The following is a 19527-nucleotide window of genomic DNA, read 5'->3' on the forward strand; positions in this document are numbered from 1 at the left end:
CTTTCCATCATTCCCAACGCGACCAGTATCCCGTGCGGTTCCCGGTCCACGCGTGAGCGGCCCGCGTGAATCCACGAGCCGGCTGGTCCGGGCTGAGGCGTCTCGACACCCGGCTCCAATTATCACTTCTGCGCCCGTTCCTTGTCATCGAGCACTCGATCCAGGACGAATTCGAACGCCTCAGACGCGTCGGCGTAGTTCGTCGCGTGTCCCCCCTCCGGCTCGTGGATCGATCGCACTGCGCGGTTCTCCTCTCGCAACCGCCGGGCAAGCCGCAGGACGCTGTCGGAAGGCACGATCGTGTCACGGCCGCCGGTCGTCATCGCGACCGGCATCGTCAGCTTTTCGGCGGCCAGCTCGGCGGAGCGTTTGCGGTACTCGTCGGGCTTGCCCTTCTTCGACCCGCCGTACGAGGCCGAGATCGCGTCCGGAAACCCGGTGAACTCCACCAGGTTCGCGGTGCCGTTCATCGATACGACGCCGTCGATCAGGTCGGGATGCAGCGAGGCGAACGTCAGGGCCGCCGTGCCGCCCATCGACCCGCCGCAGATCACGAGCTTGCCCACCCGAAATCGGCGCCTCAGATCCTCAATGATCTGAACCACGTCGGCTTCGGCCGCCGGCCCCATCCAGGACGTCGTTCCCCGATAATCCGGCGAGACGAAGATCATTCGCCGTTTCGCGGCGGCATCGCGTGCGGCCCGGCACTCGTCACGCCCGTCCCTCACGAACTGCCAGCGGTCCGACCCGTGGCCATGCAGTGCGATCAGCACCGAGACCTGCGCAGGCGGTTGAGAACCGTCGGGCATCACGATCACGTAACGCTGCTCGCTACCGTCCAACCGAGCGGAGAACGCCACGTCGACGGGTTCGGCCGCGACGACCACAGTCGACGACACCACCCCGGAAACCGCGAGAGCCAGGATGAAACCAGATGCTTGGAGGGTCATTCGAAAGGGTCCTACGGTCTTGGAACGTCTCAGGACGGGGCAGACTCCGAACAAAGCGGTCTGGAGACTATCCCCCGTCACTGCCTGGAGCAAGGGAGACGATCGGCGGCCAGACACCGAAACAAGTCACCGTCCCCCAGGACCCACCCCCCGGAAGCACCCAATAGCAACACGTCCTGGACCCACCGCTCACGGTTTAACTGAAAGGCAGTTCGTAGACATCGTAATTGACCGAAGACAGGCGATCGAAGGGGATTGTCAGTTTTCCCATCAGATCGAGGATGCTACGTTCTCCGTCATCAGAATTGCGGAATAGCTCCAGTTCCTCAGCGAGTGGCTCGCCCACTTCACTGCGGCCCTCTCCCTCTTGCTCCATTCGCTCCCTAACCCTGGAGCCGTCTCGAAAGAACTCGAATCCATGAGTTCCTGTAGAACCTTCCAGGATGAGAGTAAAGACGGGTCCCTCTTTGGAAATCCGTGATAGGGCATTCTGATCGGCGGTAAGAAAAGGACCCCAGATCGAAGTCCAGCCATCTACGATCGCCACGGCGAGTGTCAACGAACCGTCGAAATCCCCCACGGAAGTGGCTTCATCGAACGAAACCGAGTGGAGATAATGCGCACCAGGGAAACCGAGTTCCTCAAGTAATCCCACGATGTCGCTCGCTCGATCAACGCCGATCAGGACAGCACTCGAATGCCAAGACATAGCCGCTCCACCCCGGCGGGGTAACGTCCCTTCACCCGTTTCGATTCGGTGCGAGGGACCATCATATCCGGGTCTGAGGCCCCGCCCAATCGACCCTACGCCTGGGCCCGGTCGGTCGGTGGCCATGCACCTAAAGAGAGTAAAACGGAGAACCTGGAGAACCCATCTCGGCCGGCGACCAGGCGTCCATCTCCACTGAGTTTCCCAGACCTCGCCGCTGAAGTGCCTGGTTACTCTTGCTTGTTCGCAGCCCCGCGTCCCTTCCGCCGCCGGAGCAAATGCCGCGCGAAGGACAGGAGCCCCTGATACCGATATCCGGGGTCGACATAGTGCTCGATGACGTAGAAGGCGAAGTAGTAGGCCCGGGCAAATGCCCACACCGCCACCGCAAGCAGCGTGGCGGACTTCAGGCTCGGATGATCCACGAGCAGGAGCGCCGACGCCAGGATGCCCGAGCAGAGCAACAGGAACCCCTTGATGTAGAGCAGCCGGGGGTTACGGATGTCGGCCATTGGCTACCTCCTGTCGGGAAGGAGGTGGGGTTGCCCTCACCCCCTCCGATCAGAACCGTCTGTGCGCCTTGCAACTCATACGGCTCAAGCCTTCACGAAAAAGCGAGCGACGTCCAGGCACCTCGACCGAGAATCGCTGGCGTTCTTGGTCGTGAGTTGGAGTGGATAAACCGCTCTACATCCCCCGTATCGAGCAGTAGACGATCCACGTAAGGCAAATCAGGACGAAGTAAGCCAGCCCGCCGAATACAAAAAACTGGGACCGACGAAGCGAGGGATGACGCTTACCGACCTCAAACAAATCAACCAACAGAGCGATGCTGCCTAAACCGTTTCCGTCATCGTGCGTCTTCATCGCAATCGTGATAGCATGCCAAAACACAAACGGAAATGGAATGTACAATATTGTGAAAATCAAAAATGCAAAGATTCGAGGCGAGATCCCGACGGGGGAACCAAACGCCTTGGCGGCAATGGTTCTGCTCTCAGGTTCAGCGAGAATCGCGATTGGTATTACGTAGAAAATCAGTGACATGAGCAGTGAGGCAAAAAGAGAACGATCGGCGGCCAGGCACCTAGACTGGGCATAGCCAGGGATCTTGGTAGTTCATTGGGAACGGTCGTGTTGTGGCTGCTTTCCCTAAATCTCCCAAGCCTCCCCTTGGAAGTGCCTGGCCAGGCGGCCCCGCTGACTGAGTTCTCCTCGCTTAGGATTGAGCGAAAACCGGGACGGAAGGGGAGTCGGGGCCGTCGGAGATACTTTCTGTCCCGATGCCTGCGACGTCCTCGGTTTCTCGGCTCTTCCGACCTTGGATGGGTCCTGCATCCCTGGGTCGCCACGGAGAACTTTCCTAAGATATTCGGCATTTGCCGGTATAGTCTCCGGGAGGGCATCAATGGACGACGCACCGACGACGCGACCCAGCCTGTTGGTCCGCCTCCATCACCCGCGTAACGAGGCGGCCTGGCATGAGTTCACCGAGATTTACGGGCCGCTCGTATTCCGCCTGGCCCGTCGCAGGGGGCTTCAGTACGCCGACGCGGCCGACCTCATGCAGGAAGTATTCCAGATCGTGGCCCGCGTCATCGAACGCGGCACCTATGACGCGAATCGCGGCTCGTTCCGCGGGTGGCTGTCCGCCATCGCCCGCAATACGGCGGTCGATCTCCTCGACGCCGGGCGGCGGCAAACACGCGGGACCGGGGACACCGACGTGAAAGACCTTCTGGAGGCCCTACCGGCACCGTCCCCGGAAGACACCGTCCTCTTCGAAGCCGAGTTTCGTCGCCGCCTCTTTGAATGGGCCGCCGGCCGCGTCCGGACCGAGTCCACCGAGGCGGCTTGGCGAGCGTTCCACATGACAGGGGTCGAGGGCCGGCCCGCCTCGGAGGTGGCCGAGGCGCTGGGGACGACCGTCGGCACGGTTTATTACTACAAGAGCCAGGTCATGGCCCGACTGCGGCGGCTGATCGAGGGGTTCGAGGGGGACGAGAGCGTCAACACGCGGGAGAACTGACTCATGCGACGAGGATCATCGGCCTGCGATCCCGAAGGGTTGCGTTGGCTCCTCAACGGGGGGGTGCCCGAGCCCCGTCGTGCCGAATTGATCGAGCACCTTGACGCGTGTGCGCCCTGTCGGTCCGCCCTCGAGGAGCTGGCCGCGGGCGAGCGCTGGTGGGAGGACGCTCGGCAATTCGTCGGCACGGGGATGGAGTCGGGCCCGAACTCCGGGGGCCACCACCGGGGCGGGACGATCCTTGGGGATGGTGGGTCCGACGCACCGGGCGGCGCGCATGAGGGCCTGGACTTCCTGACTCCATCGGCCTCCCCCGGGTCCCTCGGGTGCCTCGGCCCTTATGAGATCCTCGGGGTGCTAGGGCGCGGCGGCATGGGGCTGGTCCTCCGTGGCCATGACCCTGCGCTGAACCGGCCCGTCGCGATCAAAGTGCTCGCCCCCGGCGCAGCACTCGGCGCCCTCGCCCGCCGGCGGTTCGCCCGCGAGGCGCGGGCCGCCGCGGCGGTCGTCCACGAGCACGTCGTCGCCATCCACGCCGTCGACGAGTCGGGCGGGCGGCCCTATCTGGTCATGCAGTACGTCGCCGGCCGGTCGCTGCAGGAGCGGATCGACCGCGACGGCCCGCTCCGTGTCGAGGAGGTCCTCCGCATCGGGATGCAGGCGGCCTTGGGGCTTGCCGCGGCCCACGCACAGGGCCTGATCCATCGCGACGTGAAGCCTGCGAACATCCTGCTGGAGAACGGCGTCGAGCGGGTCAAGCTCACCGATTTCGGGCTGGCCCGGGCCGTCGACGACTCCAGCCTGACCCACTTCGGGGTCGTCGCCGGCACGCCGCAGTACATGGCGCCGGAGCAGGCCAGGGGCGAGCCGGTTGACCCCCGGTCCGATCTCTTCAGCCTCGGCAGTGTCCTCTATGCCATGTGCGCGGGCCGGTCGCCGTTCCGGGCTGAGTCGACCCCCGCCGTACTTCGACGGATTTGCGACGAGCAGCCTCGGCCGATCCGCGAGGTCAACCCGGACGTACCCGAGTGGCTTGAGGCGATCATGACGCGACTGCACGCGAAGGAGCCGGCGGGGCGCTATCAGTCGGCGACCGAGGTGGCGGAGATCTTCGCAACGCACCTCGCTCGTTTGCAGGAACCAGGACGGAAGCCTCCCCACGCGGGACCCGGCGCCCCGGCGGCAATCAAAGGGCGTGCAAGGCCGCAGACCAGGGCGATGGCCCTCATCCTGCTCGGGATTTGTGGGGCCGCCGCGACCGCAGGACTGACCTGGTCCTTCACCTCCGGGGCCCAGGCCCGACGGGACAACGCCTTTCGGACGTCCAGGATGGGCCGGCTTCCTGAAGCGATCGAGCGGGTCTCTCCATCCGGCCCCACCCGGACGATCGCCGGCATCGTCCGGGATCGCGATTCCGGCAAGTCGATCCCCGGGGTTCGCCTGACCCTGGCGGGACTCCCCGTCGCGGTGACGAGCGACCCCCAAGGGCGATACGAGTTACGCGGACCGGCCAAATCCCTGGTCCCGGGGCGGGATGTCGCGGGTCGATTCGACGTCGCTGTGGAGCCCGCCCCGCTCCCATTCCTCGCCATGAACATCGAGGTCGTCGGCGACGACGGCGACGACACGATCCAAGCCGACATCGGGCTCTCCCCGGGGATCCCGTTCCGTCTCCGTCTGACCGACGGCGCGACCGGCGGCCCCGTCCGGGCGGCCCAGGTTGTCTACCGGCCGCTGCATCCCAACCCCTTCGCGGACGGGCTGCTCCCCCCGGGCGCGAGCAGCCTTCATTCCCGGGCGGCCGAGGGGCCGGACGGCGTCTACTCCGGTGTCATGATCCCGGGCCCCGGCGCGATCGGCGTCGAGAGCTACGCGGAGCACTACGGGCCGGTCTCGGTCGATCCGGTCGCCTACTTCGTCCCCGGGGAGTTGGCGGCGCGTGGCGTGGATGCCTCGACCGTCTTCGGCACCAGGCAACTCCTGGCGGTCGAGACGGGGGGCGGTTACGGGATCTATTACTGGCCCCAAGGCGGGATGTCCGGGGTCTTGCTCGTCGACCCGAGGCCGGGCCAGGGCCCGGTCGAGTTTAAGCTCTCGCTCCGGGACAACCGGGTCGGGAGGGCCGCACGATAGGACCATCGGGCGACCCTCGACTCATTCCAGGTCACGAAACTGGCTCCCTCCTCCGGTCAGCCCGGGGGACCGCGCGCACGCCCGGCAAAGGCCGCACGACCGGGCCCACCACTCGGAGTCTCGACCTCGCCGCACGCGGCCGGCGGCGAGCCATTGAGGGGAATCGCCATGGGCAGCATGAATAAAAATGGTCCGATCGGCGCGCACCTGCTCGCCGTGGCCGCCTTCTTCCTCGGCGGCAGTTCGCCCGCCCGCGCCGCCGACGACGAGCCGGGCAAGGCCCTGGTCGGCGCCTGGGAAAAGGATGGCAAGGTCACCGTGATCTCGGCCGACGGGACCGGAAAGAACCACGACGGCAGCCGTTTCCGCTGGGAGTTGAAGGGGGGACGGCTGATCGCGAGATCCCGAGCGGGGGACGGCAAGCTAGGCGAGGAGTGGTCGGTCCCGATCGCCTTCACTCGGGACGAGAAGGAGTACTCTTACTTGCTGGGCGGCGAGGACGGGGGACTGAAGCGAATGACCTACTCCAAGCTTGACCCGCAAGGGCGGCGGTACGCGGGCCGGACCGAGGCGGATCGGGCCTATCCGCCGGACGCGGAGGCCCTGGAGGGCGAAGGGCCACCGCAAGGGGACGGGGACCGTCCCGCGCCGAGCGTTGTGCCGCAATGACCGGAGCCGGCGGAAGGCACCGGGGCCGAGGAGACCGTCCGCGTCGGGCCCAACGTCCAGGTCAGCCGGGAACGGGACGGGATCCACCACGGCAAGATCGTCAACGCCGCCGATCCACGTGACCCGGAGCACCTGCTCGCCGCGTCGATGTTCCAGCCACCCCCCGTCGATCCGGCGGCTTCGAAGGTCGTGGCCTACGCCTCGAACGACGGGGGCGAAAGCTGGCACTGTCGACTCGGGGCCGGTCGGTGGCCATGCACCTAAAGCGAGTAAAACGGAGAACCTCAAGAGCCCGTCTAGGCCCAATACCGTTGAAATAGGCGCAAGTCACAGCCTCCTGCTACTTTGGGTTTGCTGAGAACCGAAGAAACAAGGAGGCTACGACTTGCATGCCACAAGGACATTGCACGTTGCCGGCCGATGACGCGGGCCGGATCTTGGATCGTTTGGCGGGACTCGAACAGATGATCTCGCCCGCGGAGATTCGACAAGCGCTCGCGGCCACGGGTCGGGTCAATTCACGCTGCTGTCGGTTGTCGCACGAGATCGTTCTGTGGGTGGTGCTGGCCATGGGACTCTTGACCGATTTGCCGATCCGCCAGGTCTTCAAGCACGCCCGGCGGCTGCGCAAGGGCGAAGCGTCTCCCCATCGCTCGGGCCTTTGCCTTGCTCGACAGCGGTTGGGCGTGGCGCCGGTGCGGCACCTGTTCCATCAAGTCGTTCGCCCCCTGGCCCGGCCTGAAACGCCGGGGGCGTTCTACCACGACTGGCGGTTGATGGGGGTCGACGGCACGATCTTCGATGTCCCCGACTCGGAGGCCAATGCCACCGTCTTCGCTCGGCCCTTGGCGGGGCCGCGTGGCGAGGGGGCCTTCCCCCAGATCCGCAAGCTCAGCCTGGTCGAGTTGGGGACTCATGTCGAAGTCGGCCTGGTGGTGCGGTCCTCGGCCCATGGCGAGCAGTCGATGATCGGCGGCTTGTTCCGCCATCTGACGCCGGAGATGCTCCTGCTTTGGGACCGGGGATTCCTCAGCTACGAGCTCCGGCGGGAGATGACCGCCCGTGAAGTAAAGGTGTTGGCGCGGGTGAAGAGTCTATTGATCTTGCGTCCGATCAAGCACCTGGCCGATGGCTCGTACCTGGCCAAGATCTCCAAGAACGCCTACGACCGGGAGAAGGACCGCGACGGGATCGTGGTCCGAGTGATCCGCTATACACTCGACGATCCGCAACGGGTCGGGAATGATGAAGAACATGTTTTGATTACGAATCTTCTTGATAGTGTTCTCTATCCTGCCATGGAATTGATACTGCTTTACCATGAACGCTGGGAGGAAGAGCTGGTTTTCGACGAGCAAAAGACGCACCAGGATCCCCGGCGGGCGACCAAGCCGGCGCAGTTGCGGAGCGAGACGCCGGCAGGGGTGATCCAGGAGGTCTATGCGTTGTCGCTGGGACATTTCGTGATCCGGTCGCTGATGTTCGAGGCGGCCGCGACGGTCGGCCTGGATCCCGACCGACTGTCGTTCACCGGGTGTTTCCAAATCCTCAAATGCCGCCTGCCGGAATGCGACGGCACGACGCCCACGAGCTTGGAGTCGTGGTATGAAGGCTTGCTTTGGGAGATGCAAGGGGAGCGGTCGGAGCCGCGGCGGAATCGGATCAATCCGCGTGTGATCAAGCGAAAGATGTCGAAATGGAAGAAGAAACGTCCCGAGCATCGGCGGATTCCGCCCTTGAAGAAAACCTTTCCAGAGACTGTGGTTATGTCTCGTTAAACGGTATTGCGGTTAAATCCACGGGTGATCCACGGTCAAGGAGTGTGAAATCGATGCGTTCCTCCGACCGAGGTGTTCCATGTGGCAGAATCGGCTCCGGCGCTGTTGGAAGTCCCTCCTCGGACTCTATCTGATTTCATTTTTGCCTACCGGTCGGCTCTTATCAATGCCCCGGGATCGTCACCTTCTTCGCGTCGCTGTGCGGTCCGCTCTTCTTCCCGCCCCTCCTCGTCTACTGGTTTGCAAATCCGCTCTTCTGGTATGGACTCGCCTGCTTGCGATCGGGTCGCTGGCTCAGCGCGGTGATCTCGGGGGGACTCTCCGGTGCCTTGGCCTGTCTGAGGCTCATCCCCATGTTTTCCGGGCAAATGAGCCCGGTCGGGCGTGAGGACTTGCTCTTATTCGGTGGCTACTTTGCGTGGATGGCGAGCACGATCCTGCTGGCCGTAGTCGCGCTGGCGGGGTGGTTGATCCCGCGACTTCATCGGCGTCCGCGGTTCCGTCTGAGTTGGTTGATGTTCGTGATCGCGGCTGTTGCCCTGGGACTTGCCGTCCTACCGCCCTTCGTCAGGCTGCTCGTATGGTTCTCGAAGCCATGGGGGAATGGTATTGGTGCCCCGGGTTAGGCCTGCCTGATGAACCTTTGCCACTCGCCATCGTAGAAACCTGCCCGGCTGTGAATGAGCACCCGGGAGGACAGGATGACGGAAATCAAAGGGCCCGGTCGGTGGCCATGCACTTAAAGAGAGTAAAACGGAGAACCTGGAGAACCCGTCCCCTTTTGATTCGTCGTTAAGTTGACCCGACGGGATCGGAAGATGAATTCGGGCACTATCAATAGAGGCATGATCATCCGATGTGCGGTCTCCCTGGAATTAGCTTGGACCGTAAGCCCGGTCAAGTTACTCTGTCGGACCCTCGATCTCCGCTATGGTCGAGTGTCATTCAGCACGGACGAAGCGTACCTCGAGGCGGGGCTGTTCGACTGAATGCGGACTCCCGAGAAGAGCGGACGGTCCCTTCGACCGTGAAACCTTACCGCTCAGAGCCTTGATTTGGGCTAAATCCGGGTCGCGGAAGAGGGCAAACATTGTTGGTCAAAGCAGAATCTTTTAGATTGGTCGATTTCCGGCAGGATGAGCCGCCACAACGTGATTGTAGGAGTCGGAGGTGATGAATACTTGGTTCGAGCAAACAAAGTTTCGGCTTCAGTTATGCGGCCTGATCATGATGTTCATGTGTCCGGGCTTTCTTATTGTCTTTGCCGGCCAAACGAAGCAGCAAATCGAAAGCAACCGCTGGCCATCGGTCGAAGGAACGATCGACGGTGCCTTCCCGAAAGAGACGTTGACCGCGAAGCGGACGACCAGGTATGCCGGTCGCGTAGCTTATCACTATACCGTCGGGGGGCAACGCTATTCGAGTGACTTGACCGACCTCGGGCCAGGAACGTGGCACGACACCCAGGTCGAGGCCCTCAAAGATGTCAATCAGTACGAACCCGGGATGACCGTGCCTGTCTTCTACGATCCCCACGACCCCAAGATAGGCGTCTTGCAGAAAGGCATGCCCAGAGTGCACCTTGTGCTGCTGGTGCTTTTGAGCCTCCTGACCGTCGTCTCAACAATCGCCTCGTTCTTCACGATCCGCAGTTGGATCAGATCGTTCCGGCGCGGGAAGAACGCTGCATCGACAAGCGGATCGGATGCGTCAGGGAGCCCACCCGCTCAGGTGAGCGAACACAATGAGCAAACTGGAATTATTGGAGAATCTCAAATTAGAATTTGAGAAGCAGAAACGGGGACGCAGCTCGTATTGACATCCATCCGGTCGACCATGGTCACGAACGTCCCGGGGGCCGGGTGCGTCGCCAGTTCCCAGCGGATACAGACGATTCGCAACCCCGACGACCGCGGTATTTCTCGACTATGGGTGGCCGCGGTTTCTTGCAACCGTGATCAGCGTTTGTCGGAGGGTAGTCGGTGGCCATGCACCTAAATAGAGAAAACCGAATAATATAGCGAATCTATCGAAACAGGCATCAACCACCTATCTCCACTGATTCTCCCGGACTTTCCAACTGAGGTGCCTGGCCACCAAATCCACGGGAGACTGTCGCCTCGTTGCCGGGTTTTCCGGCCGGTCCGAGGTGGCCCGGATCCATCAACCCGGTGTCCTTGCTACGCCGGCTCAGTGTCTACGATTGCAAGTTCATGTAATGGAGCCGAACGCGCTCATCAAGGCTCTCGTCCGTCGCCATGAGGTACATGAACTCGCCGCGAGCGATCGTGAACAGCTCCATGTCGGTCTTGGCCCGCACGGTCTCCGGGTTCGGGAGCCGCGAGATTGCGGTGATCCGCCCAAACCTCTGGCCGGCGCGGAGTTCGTGCGGCGGGGACTCGCTGGACGACGCCTCGGCCACGCCCTGCGAGATCACGTAAGTCCGCTCTCCGATCTCCCCCTCGCGCACGATCGTCTCGCCGGCGCGGCGGAATTCGACAGTCATCTGCTCGGCCATCCGGGTGAGCGTCGCGGTGTGGAGCCCGTCCAGCTCCTTGACCCGGGAGAGGACCTCGCAGATCCGGACGACCAGCTTGGGCCGCACGTTCGAGACGATCCGTCCGCCGACCATGCTGACGATCCGGTCGGCCCGCTCGATGAGGCGCTGGTCGTGGGTGACGATCAGGACGGTCGAGCGCGACGGGCCCCCCGCCAGCTCGTGGAGCAGGTTCATGACCGTCGCGCCCGACTCGGCATCGAGCGCGGCGGTGGGCTCGTCGGCCAGGACCAGCGCCGGGTCATTGACCAGCGCCCGGGCGATCGCGACCCGCTGGCGCTGGCCGCCTGAGAGCCGGCCGGGCCGATAGTGGAACCGGTCGGATAGGCCGAGCCGCTCGAGAATCGCGCCGGCGCGGCGCTCCATCTCCGCGACGTCCGCCGGCCGGAGCGCGGTGGCCATCCGAACGTTCTCGAGCGCCGTCAGCGAGCTGAACAGATTGTGGTGCTGGAAGATGAACCCGATGTCGCGGCGATGCCGGACGAGGTCGCCCCCGTTGATCCCGGCCAACTCGCGTCCCAGGATCTGGACGCTCCCTTCCTGCACCTGTCTCAGGGCACCGACCAGAGTCAGAAGCGTGGTCTTGCCCGAGCCCGAGGGGCCGGTCATGATCACCACCTCGCCCTCACCAATGTCCAGGTCGACATCGAACAGGACGCGTGTCCGGCTCTCGCCCGACCCGAAGTCGTACTGGACGCGGCGGATGCTCACGACCGCCACGGAGACGGGCCTGGAGACGGGTGCCTCGACGTCGACCTGATGGCCGTCGACGCTGCCCAAAGTCGAAGTTGAAACGCTCGAGTCGCTCATCCGTAGAGCTCCGCCGGGTCCACAGCGAGGAGTCGCCGCGCCGCGAGGCTGCCGGCGAGGACGCACATCGCGACGGTCAGGGTCAGGACCAGGGCGAGCCCGCCGGGCTTCAGACTCATCTCGAGGCCAGTCAGGTCTTGCAGCCACCTGAACAGGCCGACGCTCACCGCCAGGCCCGCCCCGAAGCCCAAGAGCGCCAGGTAGACGGACTCGGCAATCACGATCAGTAACAGCTCGCGATTGCTGTAGCCCATCGCCTTGAGCGTCGCGAACTCGGCGAGGCGGTCGCTGATCTCGCTGAACAGGACCTGATAACAGATCGCCAGGCCGACGATAAAGCCCATCACCACACCGATGTTGAAGACGGCCCCCAGGGGCGCCGCATTCTCCCAGAATTGCTGCTCCTTGGCGAGGAACTCCGGCTTGGAGAGGACGATGACGTCGGCCGGCAGCCGGGCCTTCAGGTCCTCCTGGACGCGCGCGAGGTCCGCACCCGGCCGGAGCCGCAGGACGCCGACGTCGATGGCCGTCTCGCCCCACGAGCCACCGCGACGCTCGGGATAATAGGCCAGCATGTTCTGCTCGCTCAACAAGAGTGTGCCGTTGCTTCGGAAATCGGTCCCCAGCGTGAAGGTCCCGGCGATCCGGAGTCGCTTGCCTTGCAGCTCGGAGACGGTGCCGGCTCGGAGCGGGCCGTAGAGCGTCTCCTTCGATCGGTCGTCAGCCAGGGCCACGTCGGGACGGTCCCAATCGTCGCGCTGGGAGCGGACGGCCGCCAAGTCGAGCACGTCGTCCCGGGGGGGGAATGCGACGACCCGGATGCCCCGGGAGATCCCGGTCAGGGAGTTCCTCCACTTCGACTGCTCGGGGTCGATGTAGAGCGGGCTGGCCGCCCGCACTCCGTCCGCCCCGCGCGACTGGTCGAGCCGGCGCCTCGGGAAGGGCGCGGGGTGCGAGACCATGTAACGCAACCGGTTCGTGAGGAACAGCTCACCGTCCATGTGGGCGATCAGGGCACTCATGTTGTCGAGCAAGGCGTTGCGGAAGCCGTTCTGCAGGAGCATCAGCACGACTGCGAAGGCCGCGCCGGCGGTCGAAGCGGCCAGGCGCCACTTGTTCTCGGTCAGGTTCCGCCAGGCCAGGGGAATTCGTCGTTGTCGGAACATGGATATTTCAACAACTCGAAGATTTGTGGACTCGAAACTCTGTGACAGTGCCCGCCGTTTGCAATCGCCGGCTCAGAAGAGGTCGGCCGGGTCGGCGCGTCGGAGCTTCCCCAGGGTCAGCAGGCCGGAGCCGAACGCCGCGGTCAGGTTGAGGGCCAGCACCAGGGCGAGGTTGGTAGACGTCAGGATCATCGGGATGTTCGCCAGCGTGTCGGTGATCCGATACAGGACGGCGCCCAGGATGACCGCGGGCAGGTAGGCCGCCAGGGCATAGATCGCCGCCTGCACCAGCACGACGCGCGACAGGTAAAAGGTCGTGTGACCCATCGCCTTGAGAGTGGCGTATTCGGGCAGGCGGTCGCGGACGTCGTTCGAGAGGACCTGGTAGATGACCACCGCCGCCACCACCATCGTCACGAACACGCCGAAGGCGAAGATCTTGCCTGTGGCCGTCTGCCGTACCCAGTAGTCCTGCTCGATCCGGTAGAGCTCGTCGCGCGTCAGGGCCTTCACGTCAGGGGGCAAGCGAAGGTTGAGCAGGCGGACTGTGCCGGCCAGGTCCTCGCTCTGGACCTTGAGCAACCCGAAGGCGACGGGACCGGTCGGCGGAATCCGAAACAGGCGCGCGAAGTTATCGGAGTCGCAGAGCACCGCCGCATCGGCCCCGAAGCTGCGCTGGAGGGTGAAGCCGCCGACCACATCCACCGCCAGGCCGCCGAGCTCCCATCCCGAGAACGCGTGGCGGTCCTGCCAGCCGAAATCGGGGTTGGACCAGGCGTTCATGAGCAGGCGGTTTCGGGTGTGCAGCAAGGGCCTGGCCGCCTCGATCTGGTCGCGAACCGGAGGGCGGAATGGGTTGCGGTCGAGGTCGATGCCCAGGACCAGCAGGTCGCGGACCTGCAACGGTCGGGGACGCCGGGGCCCCAGCCACCAGCGCCCCAGGGGACTGACCTGCGGCGGCGTCCGGGCCGCCGCCTCGGCCGTCACCGGATAGGGGGGGCAACGCCACCGATTCATCCGGGCCCAGAGCGGCCTGGCGGCACGCACCGCCTCGAGCGCCTCGGCCTGACGGAGCCGCTCGCGTGGGAACGTGCCCGGGTCGTAGAACTGCTCGAACTGGGGCGAGACCAGTGCCACGTCGAAATCAAGCTGGTCGTAATTGATCGAGGCCGTGAACCGGACCGCCTCCAGGAACCCGAGCTGGAGCAGTACCATCACCGTCGCGAACCCGATGCCCGCAATCGCGACGAGCGACCGCGCAGGCGCGGTCCACACGTTCCGCAGCGCCAGCGGTGGAGTGCGGAGGCCGTCCAGAGCCAAGGAGGTTCGCGTCATGGGCCGCCGGGGCCTCTCGCCCGCGCGCCCGGCCGGAGCGTCACGTCCACCTGCATGTTCACATAATTTGACGCCTCGGTCGCCCGGTCGAGCGCGATCGAGACCTCGACGACGTGCAGGTCCTGGAGCGCCCGGGGGTCGACGTTCTTCAGCCCGTTGCGTCCGACCAACCGGCCGATCCGCGTCACCTTCCCGGCGATCGTCCCCCCTTGCACCGACACTTCGGCCGGATCACCGACGGCGAGCCGGGGGACGTCGGATTGGTACACCTCGGCCTTTGCCACCATCGCCGAGACGTCCCCCAGGGAGAGCAGGGGGCCGGAGCTGATTTCGCCGGGGTGGGCGAGCAGGTCGAGCACGAGACCAGGAGCCGGGGCGTGGACCTCCGCCTCTTCAAGGGCCACCCGTGCCAGGTCGATCTGGCGCGCGAGGACCAGGGCGTCCGGACTCTCGTCAGCGACTCCCTCGTCCTCGAGCGCTCGACGCCGGGTCTGGAAATCGAGCCGGGCCTGGAGTTCCTTCAGGTCCAGCTCGGCCTTGTTCGCCGCGACCTCGAGCTGGAAGTACGTCTGGGCGAGGTCGGACTTCGCCCGCTCGTCCTTATCGACAAGCGGATTGAGCTTGGGGAGGAGGTCCCGCATTTGCTTGACTCGTTGCTGGGTCAAGTCATTCATCCGCGTGGCGGCGTCGAGGCGGGGGCCTTTGAGACGGTCCTCGACCTCGCGCTCGAGGGCCAGCCGCTTGCGCTGGAGCTCGCGCTGATGATCGGCGCTCTTTTTCTGGGCCTCGGCGAGGGCCAGTTGCTTCTCAGCCTGGGAGTGGCCCTCGAGGATCGCCAGGAGGTCCCCCGCCCGCACCGAGTCCCCCTCGCTGACCCGTATGGACTCGATCCTTACGCCGGGACGGGCCCCGATCATGCGGACCCCCGCGACAGGCTCCAGGCGAGCCAGGGCATGGACCGCAACGCCGTCGGACGCCCCTGGATTCGGGCGCACGCCGGATCCCGCAGCTTGAGAAGGACTCCGGAGGGGAGCCAAGTCGTCGCTCCCGAGCAGAACGATGCCCACTCCCAGGCCTAATAGTCCAGTGAGGATTACGAGGTGAGTTCGGGCGAGTCGGCTCGATGATCCTCGGCCAAGCGGCTTGGTCACGGCAGGTCTCCTCCCTATTTGAAGTCCTCTGTTATACGCCCATGGCGACCGGACTCAAGCCCCGACTCCGGATTCGTGCCGGCGCGGGCCCCACAGACGAGCCACAATGACTCCCGGACGACGGACGCGATCTCCACAATCCAACCTACACATGCACCGACCTTTGAAGCCAAGATCCTTCAACCGGCGGTGGTCATCGAACCCGTTCTCTGCCTCCTCGGTTCTTATTATCGCAAACCGGCGTGGGAATACGAGAAGGCATTTATCTGGTCTTTCACGTGTTTTTTGTATAAATCTTTACACTCGTCCGACAACATCGAGCATTCGATCAGCGAAAACACGGCTTCTTGCTCGGGGATGAACCGCTCCAGAATTCTCTTGTAGTGGCTTTCGACAAGGCCGAGCTTCTGGGCGAACACGACGAAGTCGTCGTAGGCGTAAAAGGCGTTAGCCTTGTAGCCCTCCGTCTCGAAGCCATCCTTGAACAACTCGAGGGCGGTATGCGTCTCGTCCGGTAGGTGGAGGCGAGTGTTCAGCAAGTCGTAGGCGGGGGTCAGGTTGTACTCGTCAGTCTGATCGTCCCTGATCAGTGAGAAATTCTTGAGGTGGGCGTCACCATTGTTAACGAGGTAATTGAACGCTACGAGCGTGAAGTACCGCTCCGAATCCACCGGCGAAGCGGCCACATGCCGGCGGATGAGCTGACCGATCTCCTCGTACGACCCGTCGTACTTGTAGTTCTTCCCATGGGCTTCTTCGGACCTGGCGGCGATCTGGGCGAAATCCTCCTGGAGTGAGCGTCGGCCGTCGGGTTGTACGTCGAAGCGGCGGACGAGATACGCGAGTTCCCCATCCTCGAACGCGACCAGGGCGTTTTCAGCCACTTCGATCTTGAAGACCTGCCGGGCGAGCTGCATCGTCAGGTGTTCGTTGATCGGGGCCATTTCCAGCCGCTTGAACATCCCATGCGGCCTCGGCTTTAAGATGTGCTGCCCGCCCGACATCACCATTTTCAACCGCCCAGCGTTCAACGCGAGGGAGATCTTGGTCTGGATGCCGGAGATCGACATCCGGTCGGTGGTGACTTCGAGCGTCACCTGGTCGTAATCCGACCGAGAGAACGGAAGGATGAAGGGGACCTTCTTGCCCCCGAACAGCCGATTCCGGCAGGCCCCGCAGTAGGTCTTTTGTTCGTCTTTGAAGCAACCTGGGCAACGCGTCATGTCGAGACGACCTCCTTGATGGTCACTCCCCCGACCGTTTCGGCTTCGCAGGTCCGCAACAGCCGCGTGAAATGGTCGCTCTCGTCGATCTTCAGCACGCGGCACTGAAGCGCTTTGTCCTCCCCTTCCGCCAACAGGCCGAAAAAGAAGGGAAACAGCAGAGGCGACTCAAAGCGGCCCTCTTGCTTGGGAAAGGAGAGGCTGATGGCCGGGCACTTCGGACTGCTCAGGTACTCCGGCGCGTACTGGAAGCGGTAGGTGCCAGCCTGGTCCTTGCTCAACACCCCCGCGAAGACTCCCCGACAGTGCACCTTAGCTCGACGCATTGAGCGACTTCTCCGTCAGGCGGAGTTCCAGGCCCAGGACCTCCGCGATCTTGGCGAGCTGATTGATCGTGGGGTTCGCACTCCCGTTTTCGATGCCGGTCAGACTACGGAGCGTGACTCCGGAGAGTTCGGCGAGGTCACGCCGACGTAGGCGGAGTTTCCTCCGCCGAACGCGGACTTTCTCCCCAATTTCTTGGTTCGTTAGGGCAACCTCCTGTCGTTCAGGCGCATGATAATGCGTTGTTTCGCTCGAACTTTCATGGTTCAGCTTTCTGGCAGCCGGAAAGCGCATTCCCATGCGCTTTCCCCAAGTTTGTGCCCAGAAATCCAGCGGAGATCAAGTAAAATGCGCGTTATAGTGCGCCTTATGAGACCGCACCTTGGGGGAGTGAGCGATTGGCTCGCCGTCTTACACGCGTCGGAGCAACACATCGCGGTCGATCAGACCGAAACGGAGCAATCGGCGGCCAGGTATCTAGACTGGGTATAGCCGGGGTACTTGGAAGTTGATTGTGCCTGGCAGCGTTGCGGCTGTTCCCCCTAGACCTCCCAAGCCTCTCCTTTGAAGTGCCTGGCCATGACTGCCTCCCGTCGAATGCGTCAGGGTAAATTTCCAAAAGTGAGGGACCCAAACGAGGGTGAAGAGGCAGTATCCTTGGACACGCCCGTCGGCGTGTGGGGGGACAAGGATGCGAGTCGGATATAAGTCTCAAGTCTACAATGACCTGGATCGTCTCTTCCGAAATGGATCCGGCGCTTCGAGTGATCGGGCCTTGCTCGATCGCTTTCTCAACGCGAAGGATGAAGCCGCATTCGAGGCGCTCGTCGCGCGGCATGGGCCGATGGTCTTGGGAGTCTGCCATCGCCTGCTCGCCAGTTCCCACGATGCCGACGACGCCTTCCAGGCCACATTCCTCGTCCTGGTCCGTAAGGCCGGACAGATCCGTGACCCGGCCCGGCTGGGGCCTTGGCTCTATGGCGTGGCCACCCGCGTGGCGAGCAAGGCACGCGTCCGGGCGGCTCGGCGCCGGGAACGCATGGACGCGCAAGTCGATGAGGTCGTTGCTCTCGACGCGACAAGCACCGGTACCGGCACCGGCGATGAAGTCGAGATTCGGTTGATCCTCGACGCCGAGCTCGGGCGGCTTCCGGCCAAGCACCGCGACGTGCTGATCCTCTGCCTGCTCGAGGGGGTCACCGCCGAGGAGGCCGCTCGCCAACTCGGCTGTCCGATCGGGACGATCAAGAGCCGCCTGGCCCGCGGCCGGGAGGGGCTTCGCACTCGCCTGACGGGCCGAGGGATTGCACCCGTCGCCGCCCTCGCCGCCGTGTCAACGGTCTTCGGTTCCCCCGTTTCCGCCGCCCTGACCCGCACGACCCTGGGCACGATCGCCGCCGGCGCGGCGGACGTTGCGCCGAGCCTCGTAGCCCTGACGAGAGGAGTCGTACCCGCCATGTTGCCAAAGTTGACCTGGATGAGTAGTGGCTTCCTCCTGGCCGGGATCGCTCTGGCCGGGTTGGGGACCGCAACCTGGATCAAGCACCCCGCGGCGGCCCAGCAGCCCGCCACCGCCGGCGCCGTCGAGTTCGAGCCCGGTCCTAATCGCCAGGCCCCCGACGTTGAGCTCAGCGCCCGGGAGCAGTCGAAGCAGAATCTCCAGAGGATCCTCCGGGCGGTCCATGACTATGCCCAGGCGAATCACAATGAGCTTCCGCCGTTGGCGATCTACGGTCCCGATGGTCAGCCTAAACTAAGCTGGCGGGTCGCACTCCTTCCCTATCTCAACGAGAATCACCTGTACGAGGAATTCCACCGGGACGAACCCTGGAACAGCCCTCACAACCAACGTCTCCTCGGGCGGATGCCCGCCGTTTTCGCAACGCCCCACTTTCCAACGCCCAACTTCCCAGCCCCCAAAGGTCAGACTCGACTTCGCGGCTTTATGGGCAAAGACGCTCTCTTCGACGGTGTCCGGGGCATCCGCTTCATCGAGATCACCGACGGAACGGCGAACACCGCGTTGCTGGGATCGGCCGATGAAGCCACTCCCTGGACCAAGCCGGGCGAGTTGATCTTCGCGACTGGCCAGCCCCTTCCCGCCCTGGAAGACCACGAGTCGAATGGGTGGCTGGTCGGCATGGCCGATGGTTCGGTGGGCGACATTCCGGCCGGTGATGGGACGTTGCTTCAGGCGATCATCACTCGTGACTGGGGAGAGGTGATGTCACAACCATTCAGGGCCAAGTCGCCGATCGAGAATCCAGCTGCGCCCTCCGCCGGTCGCCGACGACCCACCTCCGGGTCGAAGCCGCAAGCCGGGGCGATGTTTGGGGGGAAGCCCAGGATGATTGCCACCCCGAAGCCCGATGCCGGTCTGCCGGGAATGATGCCCAACCCAGCCACTCCGAACCCCGACGGCGGCATGCCGGGAATGATGATGTCGGGGATGATGCCTGGCCCAGGTATCCCGAAACCTCCGTCGACATCCCTCACCGTGGAGCAACGTCTCCAGAAGCTGGAAGAGAAACTCGAGAGTCTCATTCAGCGAATCGATTCCCGGCCTTCCGAGAATGGAAAGCCCTGAGACGCTCGAAGTGTCAGGAGCGCGATCGGTGGCCAGGCACCAAGACTGGGTACAGCCGGGGTTCTTGGTAATTCATTGGGGATGGCAGCGCGGCGGCTGTTCCCCT

Annotated in this window: 16 protein-coding genes; 6 read left to right on the plus strand and 10 right to left on the minus strand. The window is 63.9% G+C overall.

The window, feature by feature from the left end; genetic code table 11:
* Positions 1–122: 122 nt before the first annotated feature.
* The 3 genes from BUS42_RS37225 to BUS42_RS37235 form a co-directional block, all read right to left on the minus strand.
* Positions 123–950, minus strand: coding sequence for an alpha/beta hydrolase family protein (locus BUS42_RS37225; RefSeq protein WP_074316218.1), 828 nt, complete (start codon positions 948–950; stop codon positions 123–125).
* Between the two features lie 196 nt (positions 951–1146).
* Positions 1147–1659 carry a hypothetical protein gene (locus tag BUS42_RS37230; protein WP_074316220.1) on the minus strand — a complete coding sequence of 171 codons (513 nt, stop codon included), beginning with the start codon at positions 1657–1659 and terminating at the stop codon, positions 1147–1149.
* A 230-nt stretch (positions 1660–1889) separates the two neighbouring features.
* Complete coding sequence (locus tag BUS42_RS37235; RefSeq protein WP_074316222.1) at positions 1890–2171, minus strand: hypothetical protein; 282 nt, start codon at positions 2169–2171, stop codon at positions 1890–1892.
* Positions 2172–3067: 896 nt separating this feature from the next.
* Between BUS42_RS37235 and BUS42_RS37245 the strand changes: the two genes are divergently transcribed.
* From BUS42_RS37245 to BUS42_RS37270, 5 genes are all read left to right on the plus strand, one after another.
* Complete coding sequence (locus tag BUS42_RS37245; RefSeq protein WP_074316227.1) at positions 3068–3688, plus strand: RNA polymerase sigma factor; 621 nt, start codon at positions 3068–3070, stop codon at positions 3686–3688.
* Positions 3689–3691: 3 nt separating this feature from the next.
* Positions 3692–5821, plus strand: coding sequence for a protein kinase domain-containing protein (locus BUS42_RS44520; protein ID WP_074316230.1), 2130 nt, complete (start codon positions 3692–3694; stop codon positions 5819–5821).
* 168 nt (positions 5822–5989) lie between these two features.
* On the plus strand, positions 5990–6490 hold the full coding sequence (locus tag BUS42_RS37255; RefSeq protein ID WP_074316233.1) for a hypothetical protein: 501 nt from the start codon (positions 5990–5992) through the stop codon (positions 6488–6490).
* A 389-nt stretch (positions 6491–6879) separates the two neighbouring features.
* Entirely contained in the window at positions 6880–8268 is a 1389-nt protein-coding gene (locus BUS42_RS37260) for an IS4 family transposase (protein WP_083671238.1), read from the plus strand.
* A gap of 1173 nt (positions 8269–9441) precedes the next feature.
* Positions 9442–10056: a DUF3592 domain-containing protein gene (locus BUS42_RS37270; protein WP_074316239.1), complete on the plus strand. Its 615-nt coding sequence runs from the start codon at positions 9442–9444 to the stop codon at positions 10054–10056.
* A 409-nt stretch (positions 10057–10465) separates the two neighbouring features.
* Here BUS42_RS37270 and BUS42_RS37275 read toward each other — a convergent pair whose 3' ends face one another.
* From BUS42_RS37275 to BUS42_RS37305, 7 genes are all read right to left on the minus strand, one after another.
* Positions 10466–11635, minus strand: a complete 1170-nt coding sequence (locus BUS42_RS37275) for an ABC transporter ATP-binding protein (RefSeq protein WP_074316241.1) — start codon at positions 11633–11635, stop codon at positions 10466–10468.
* Entirely contained in the window at positions 11632–12801 is a 1170-nt protein-coding gene (gene devC / locus BUS42_RS37280; protein WP_074316244.1) for an ABC transporter permease DevC, read from the minus strand. The genes BUS42_RS37275 and devC overlap by 4 nt, the downstream gene beginning before the upstream one ends.
* 72 nt (positions 12802–12873) lie before the next feature.
* The gene (locus BUS42_RS43320) at positions 12874–14136 is read right to left on the minus strand and encodes an FtsX-like permease family protein (protein WP_074316246.1); all 1263 of its coding nucleotides are present in this window, start codon (positions 14134–14136) and stop codon (positions 12874–12876) included.
* On the minus strand, positions 14133–15287 hold the full coding sequence (locus tag BUS42_RS37290; RefSeq protein WP_143206662.1) for an HlyD family efflux transporter periplasmic adaptor subunit: 1155 nt from the start codon (positions 15285–15287) through the stop codon (positions 14133–14135). The genes BUS42_RS43320 and BUS42_RS37290 overlap by 4 nt, the downstream gene beginning before the upstream one ends.
* A 227-nt stretch (positions 15288–15514) precedes the next feature.
* On the minus strand, positions 15515–16510 hold the full coding sequence (locus tag BUS42_RS37295; protein ID WP_074316249.1) for a HipA domain-containing protein: 996 nt from the start codon (positions 16508–16510) through the stop codon (positions 15515–15517).
* Positions 16507–16836, minus strand: a complete 330-nt coding sequence (locus BUS42_RS37300) for a HipA N-terminal domain-containing protein (RefSeq protein WP_074316251.1) — start codon at positions 16834–16836, stop codon at positions 16507–16509. The genes BUS42_RS37295 and BUS42_RS37300 overlap by 4 nt, the downstream gene beginning before the upstream one ends.
* The gene (locus tag BUS42_RS37305) at positions 16823–17128 is read right to left on the minus strand and encodes a helix-turn-helix domain-containing protein (RefSeq protein ID WP_083671249.1); all 306 of its coding nucleotides are present in this window, start codon (positions 17126–17128) and stop codon (positions 16823–16825) included. The genes BUS42_RS37300 and BUS42_RS37305 overlap by 14 nt, the downstream gene beginning before the upstream one ends.
* 397 nt (positions 17129–17525) lie before the next feature.
* Here BUS42_RS37305 and BUS42_RS37310 point away from each other — a divergent pair, with 397 nt between their 5' ends.
* Positions 17526–19421 (plus strand): sigma-70 family RNA polymerase sigma factor, encoded by a 1896-nt coding sequence (locus tag BUS42_RS37310; RefSeq protein ID WP_074316253.1) that lies wholly within the window; start codon positions 17526–17528, stop codon positions 19419–19421.
* The last annotated feature ends 106 nt before the right edge of the window (positions 19422–19527 follow it).

The organism is Singulisphaera sp. GP187 (assembly GCF_900129635.1).
Taxonomy (GTDB): domain Bacteria; phylum Planctomycetota; class Planctomycetia; order Isosphaerales; family Isosphaeraceae; genus Singulisphaera.

Coding starts and splice junctions, on each gene's coding strand:
- BUS42_RS37230 (WP_074316220.1), bottom strand. CDS start 1,659: ATGTCTTGGCATTCGAGTGCTGTCCTGATCGGCGTTGATCGAGCGAGC.
- BUS42_RS43320 (WP_074316246.1), bottom strand. CDS start 14,136: ATGACGCGAACCTCCTTGGCTCTGGACGGCCTCCGCACTCCACCGCTG.
- BUS42_RS37225 (WP_074316218.1), bottom strand. CDS start 950: ATGACCCTCCAAGCATCTGGTTTCATCCTGGCTCTCGCGGTTTCCGGG.
- BUS42_RS37245 (WP_074316227.1), top strand. CDS start 3,068: ATGGACGACGCACCGACGACGCGACCCAGCCTGTTGGTCCGCCTCCAT.
- BUS42_RS37275 (WP_074316241.1), bottom strand. CDS start 11,635: ATGAGCGACTCGAGCGTTTCAACTTCGACTTTGGGCAGCGTCGACGGC.
- BUS42_RS37300 (WP_074316251.1), bottom strand. CDS start 16,836: ATGCGTCGAGCTAAGGTGCACTGTCGGGGAGTCTTCGCGGGGGTGTTG.
- BUS42_RS37255 (WP_074316233.1), top strand. CDS start 5,990: ATGGGCAGCATGAATAAAAATGGTCCGATCGGCGCGCACCTGCTCGCC.
- BUS42_RS37235 (WP_074316222.1), bottom strand. CDS start 2,171: ATGGCCGACATCCGTAACCCCCGGCTGCTCTACATCAAGGGGTTCCTG.
- BUS42_RS37295 (WP_074316249.1), bottom strand. CDS start 16,510: ATGACGCGTTGCCCAGGTTGCTTCAAAGACGAACAAAAGACCTACTGC.
- BUS42_RS44520 (WP_074316230.1), top strand. CDS start 3,692: ATGCGACGAGGATCATCGGCCTGCGATCCCGAAGGGTTGCGTTGGCTC.
- BUS42_RS37260 (WP_083671238.1), top strand. CDS start 6,880: ATGCCACAAGGACATTGCACGTTGCCGGCCGATGACGCGGGCCGGATC.
- BUS42_RS37310 (WP_074316253.1), top strand. CDS start 17,526: ATGCGAGTCGGATATAAGTCTCAAGTCTACAATGACCTGGATCGTCTC.
- devC (WP_074316244.1), bottom strand. CDS start 12,801: ATGTTCCGACAACGACGAATTCCCCTGGCCTGGCGGAACCTGACCGAG.
- BUS42_RS37270 (WP_074316239.1), top strand. CDS start 9,442: ATGAATACTTGGTTCGAGCAAACAAAGTTTCGGCTTCAGTTATGCGGC.
- BUS42_RS37305 (WP_083671249.1), bottom strand. CDS start 17,128: ATGCGCTTTCCGGCTGCCAGAAAGCTGAACCATGAAAGTTCGAGCGAA.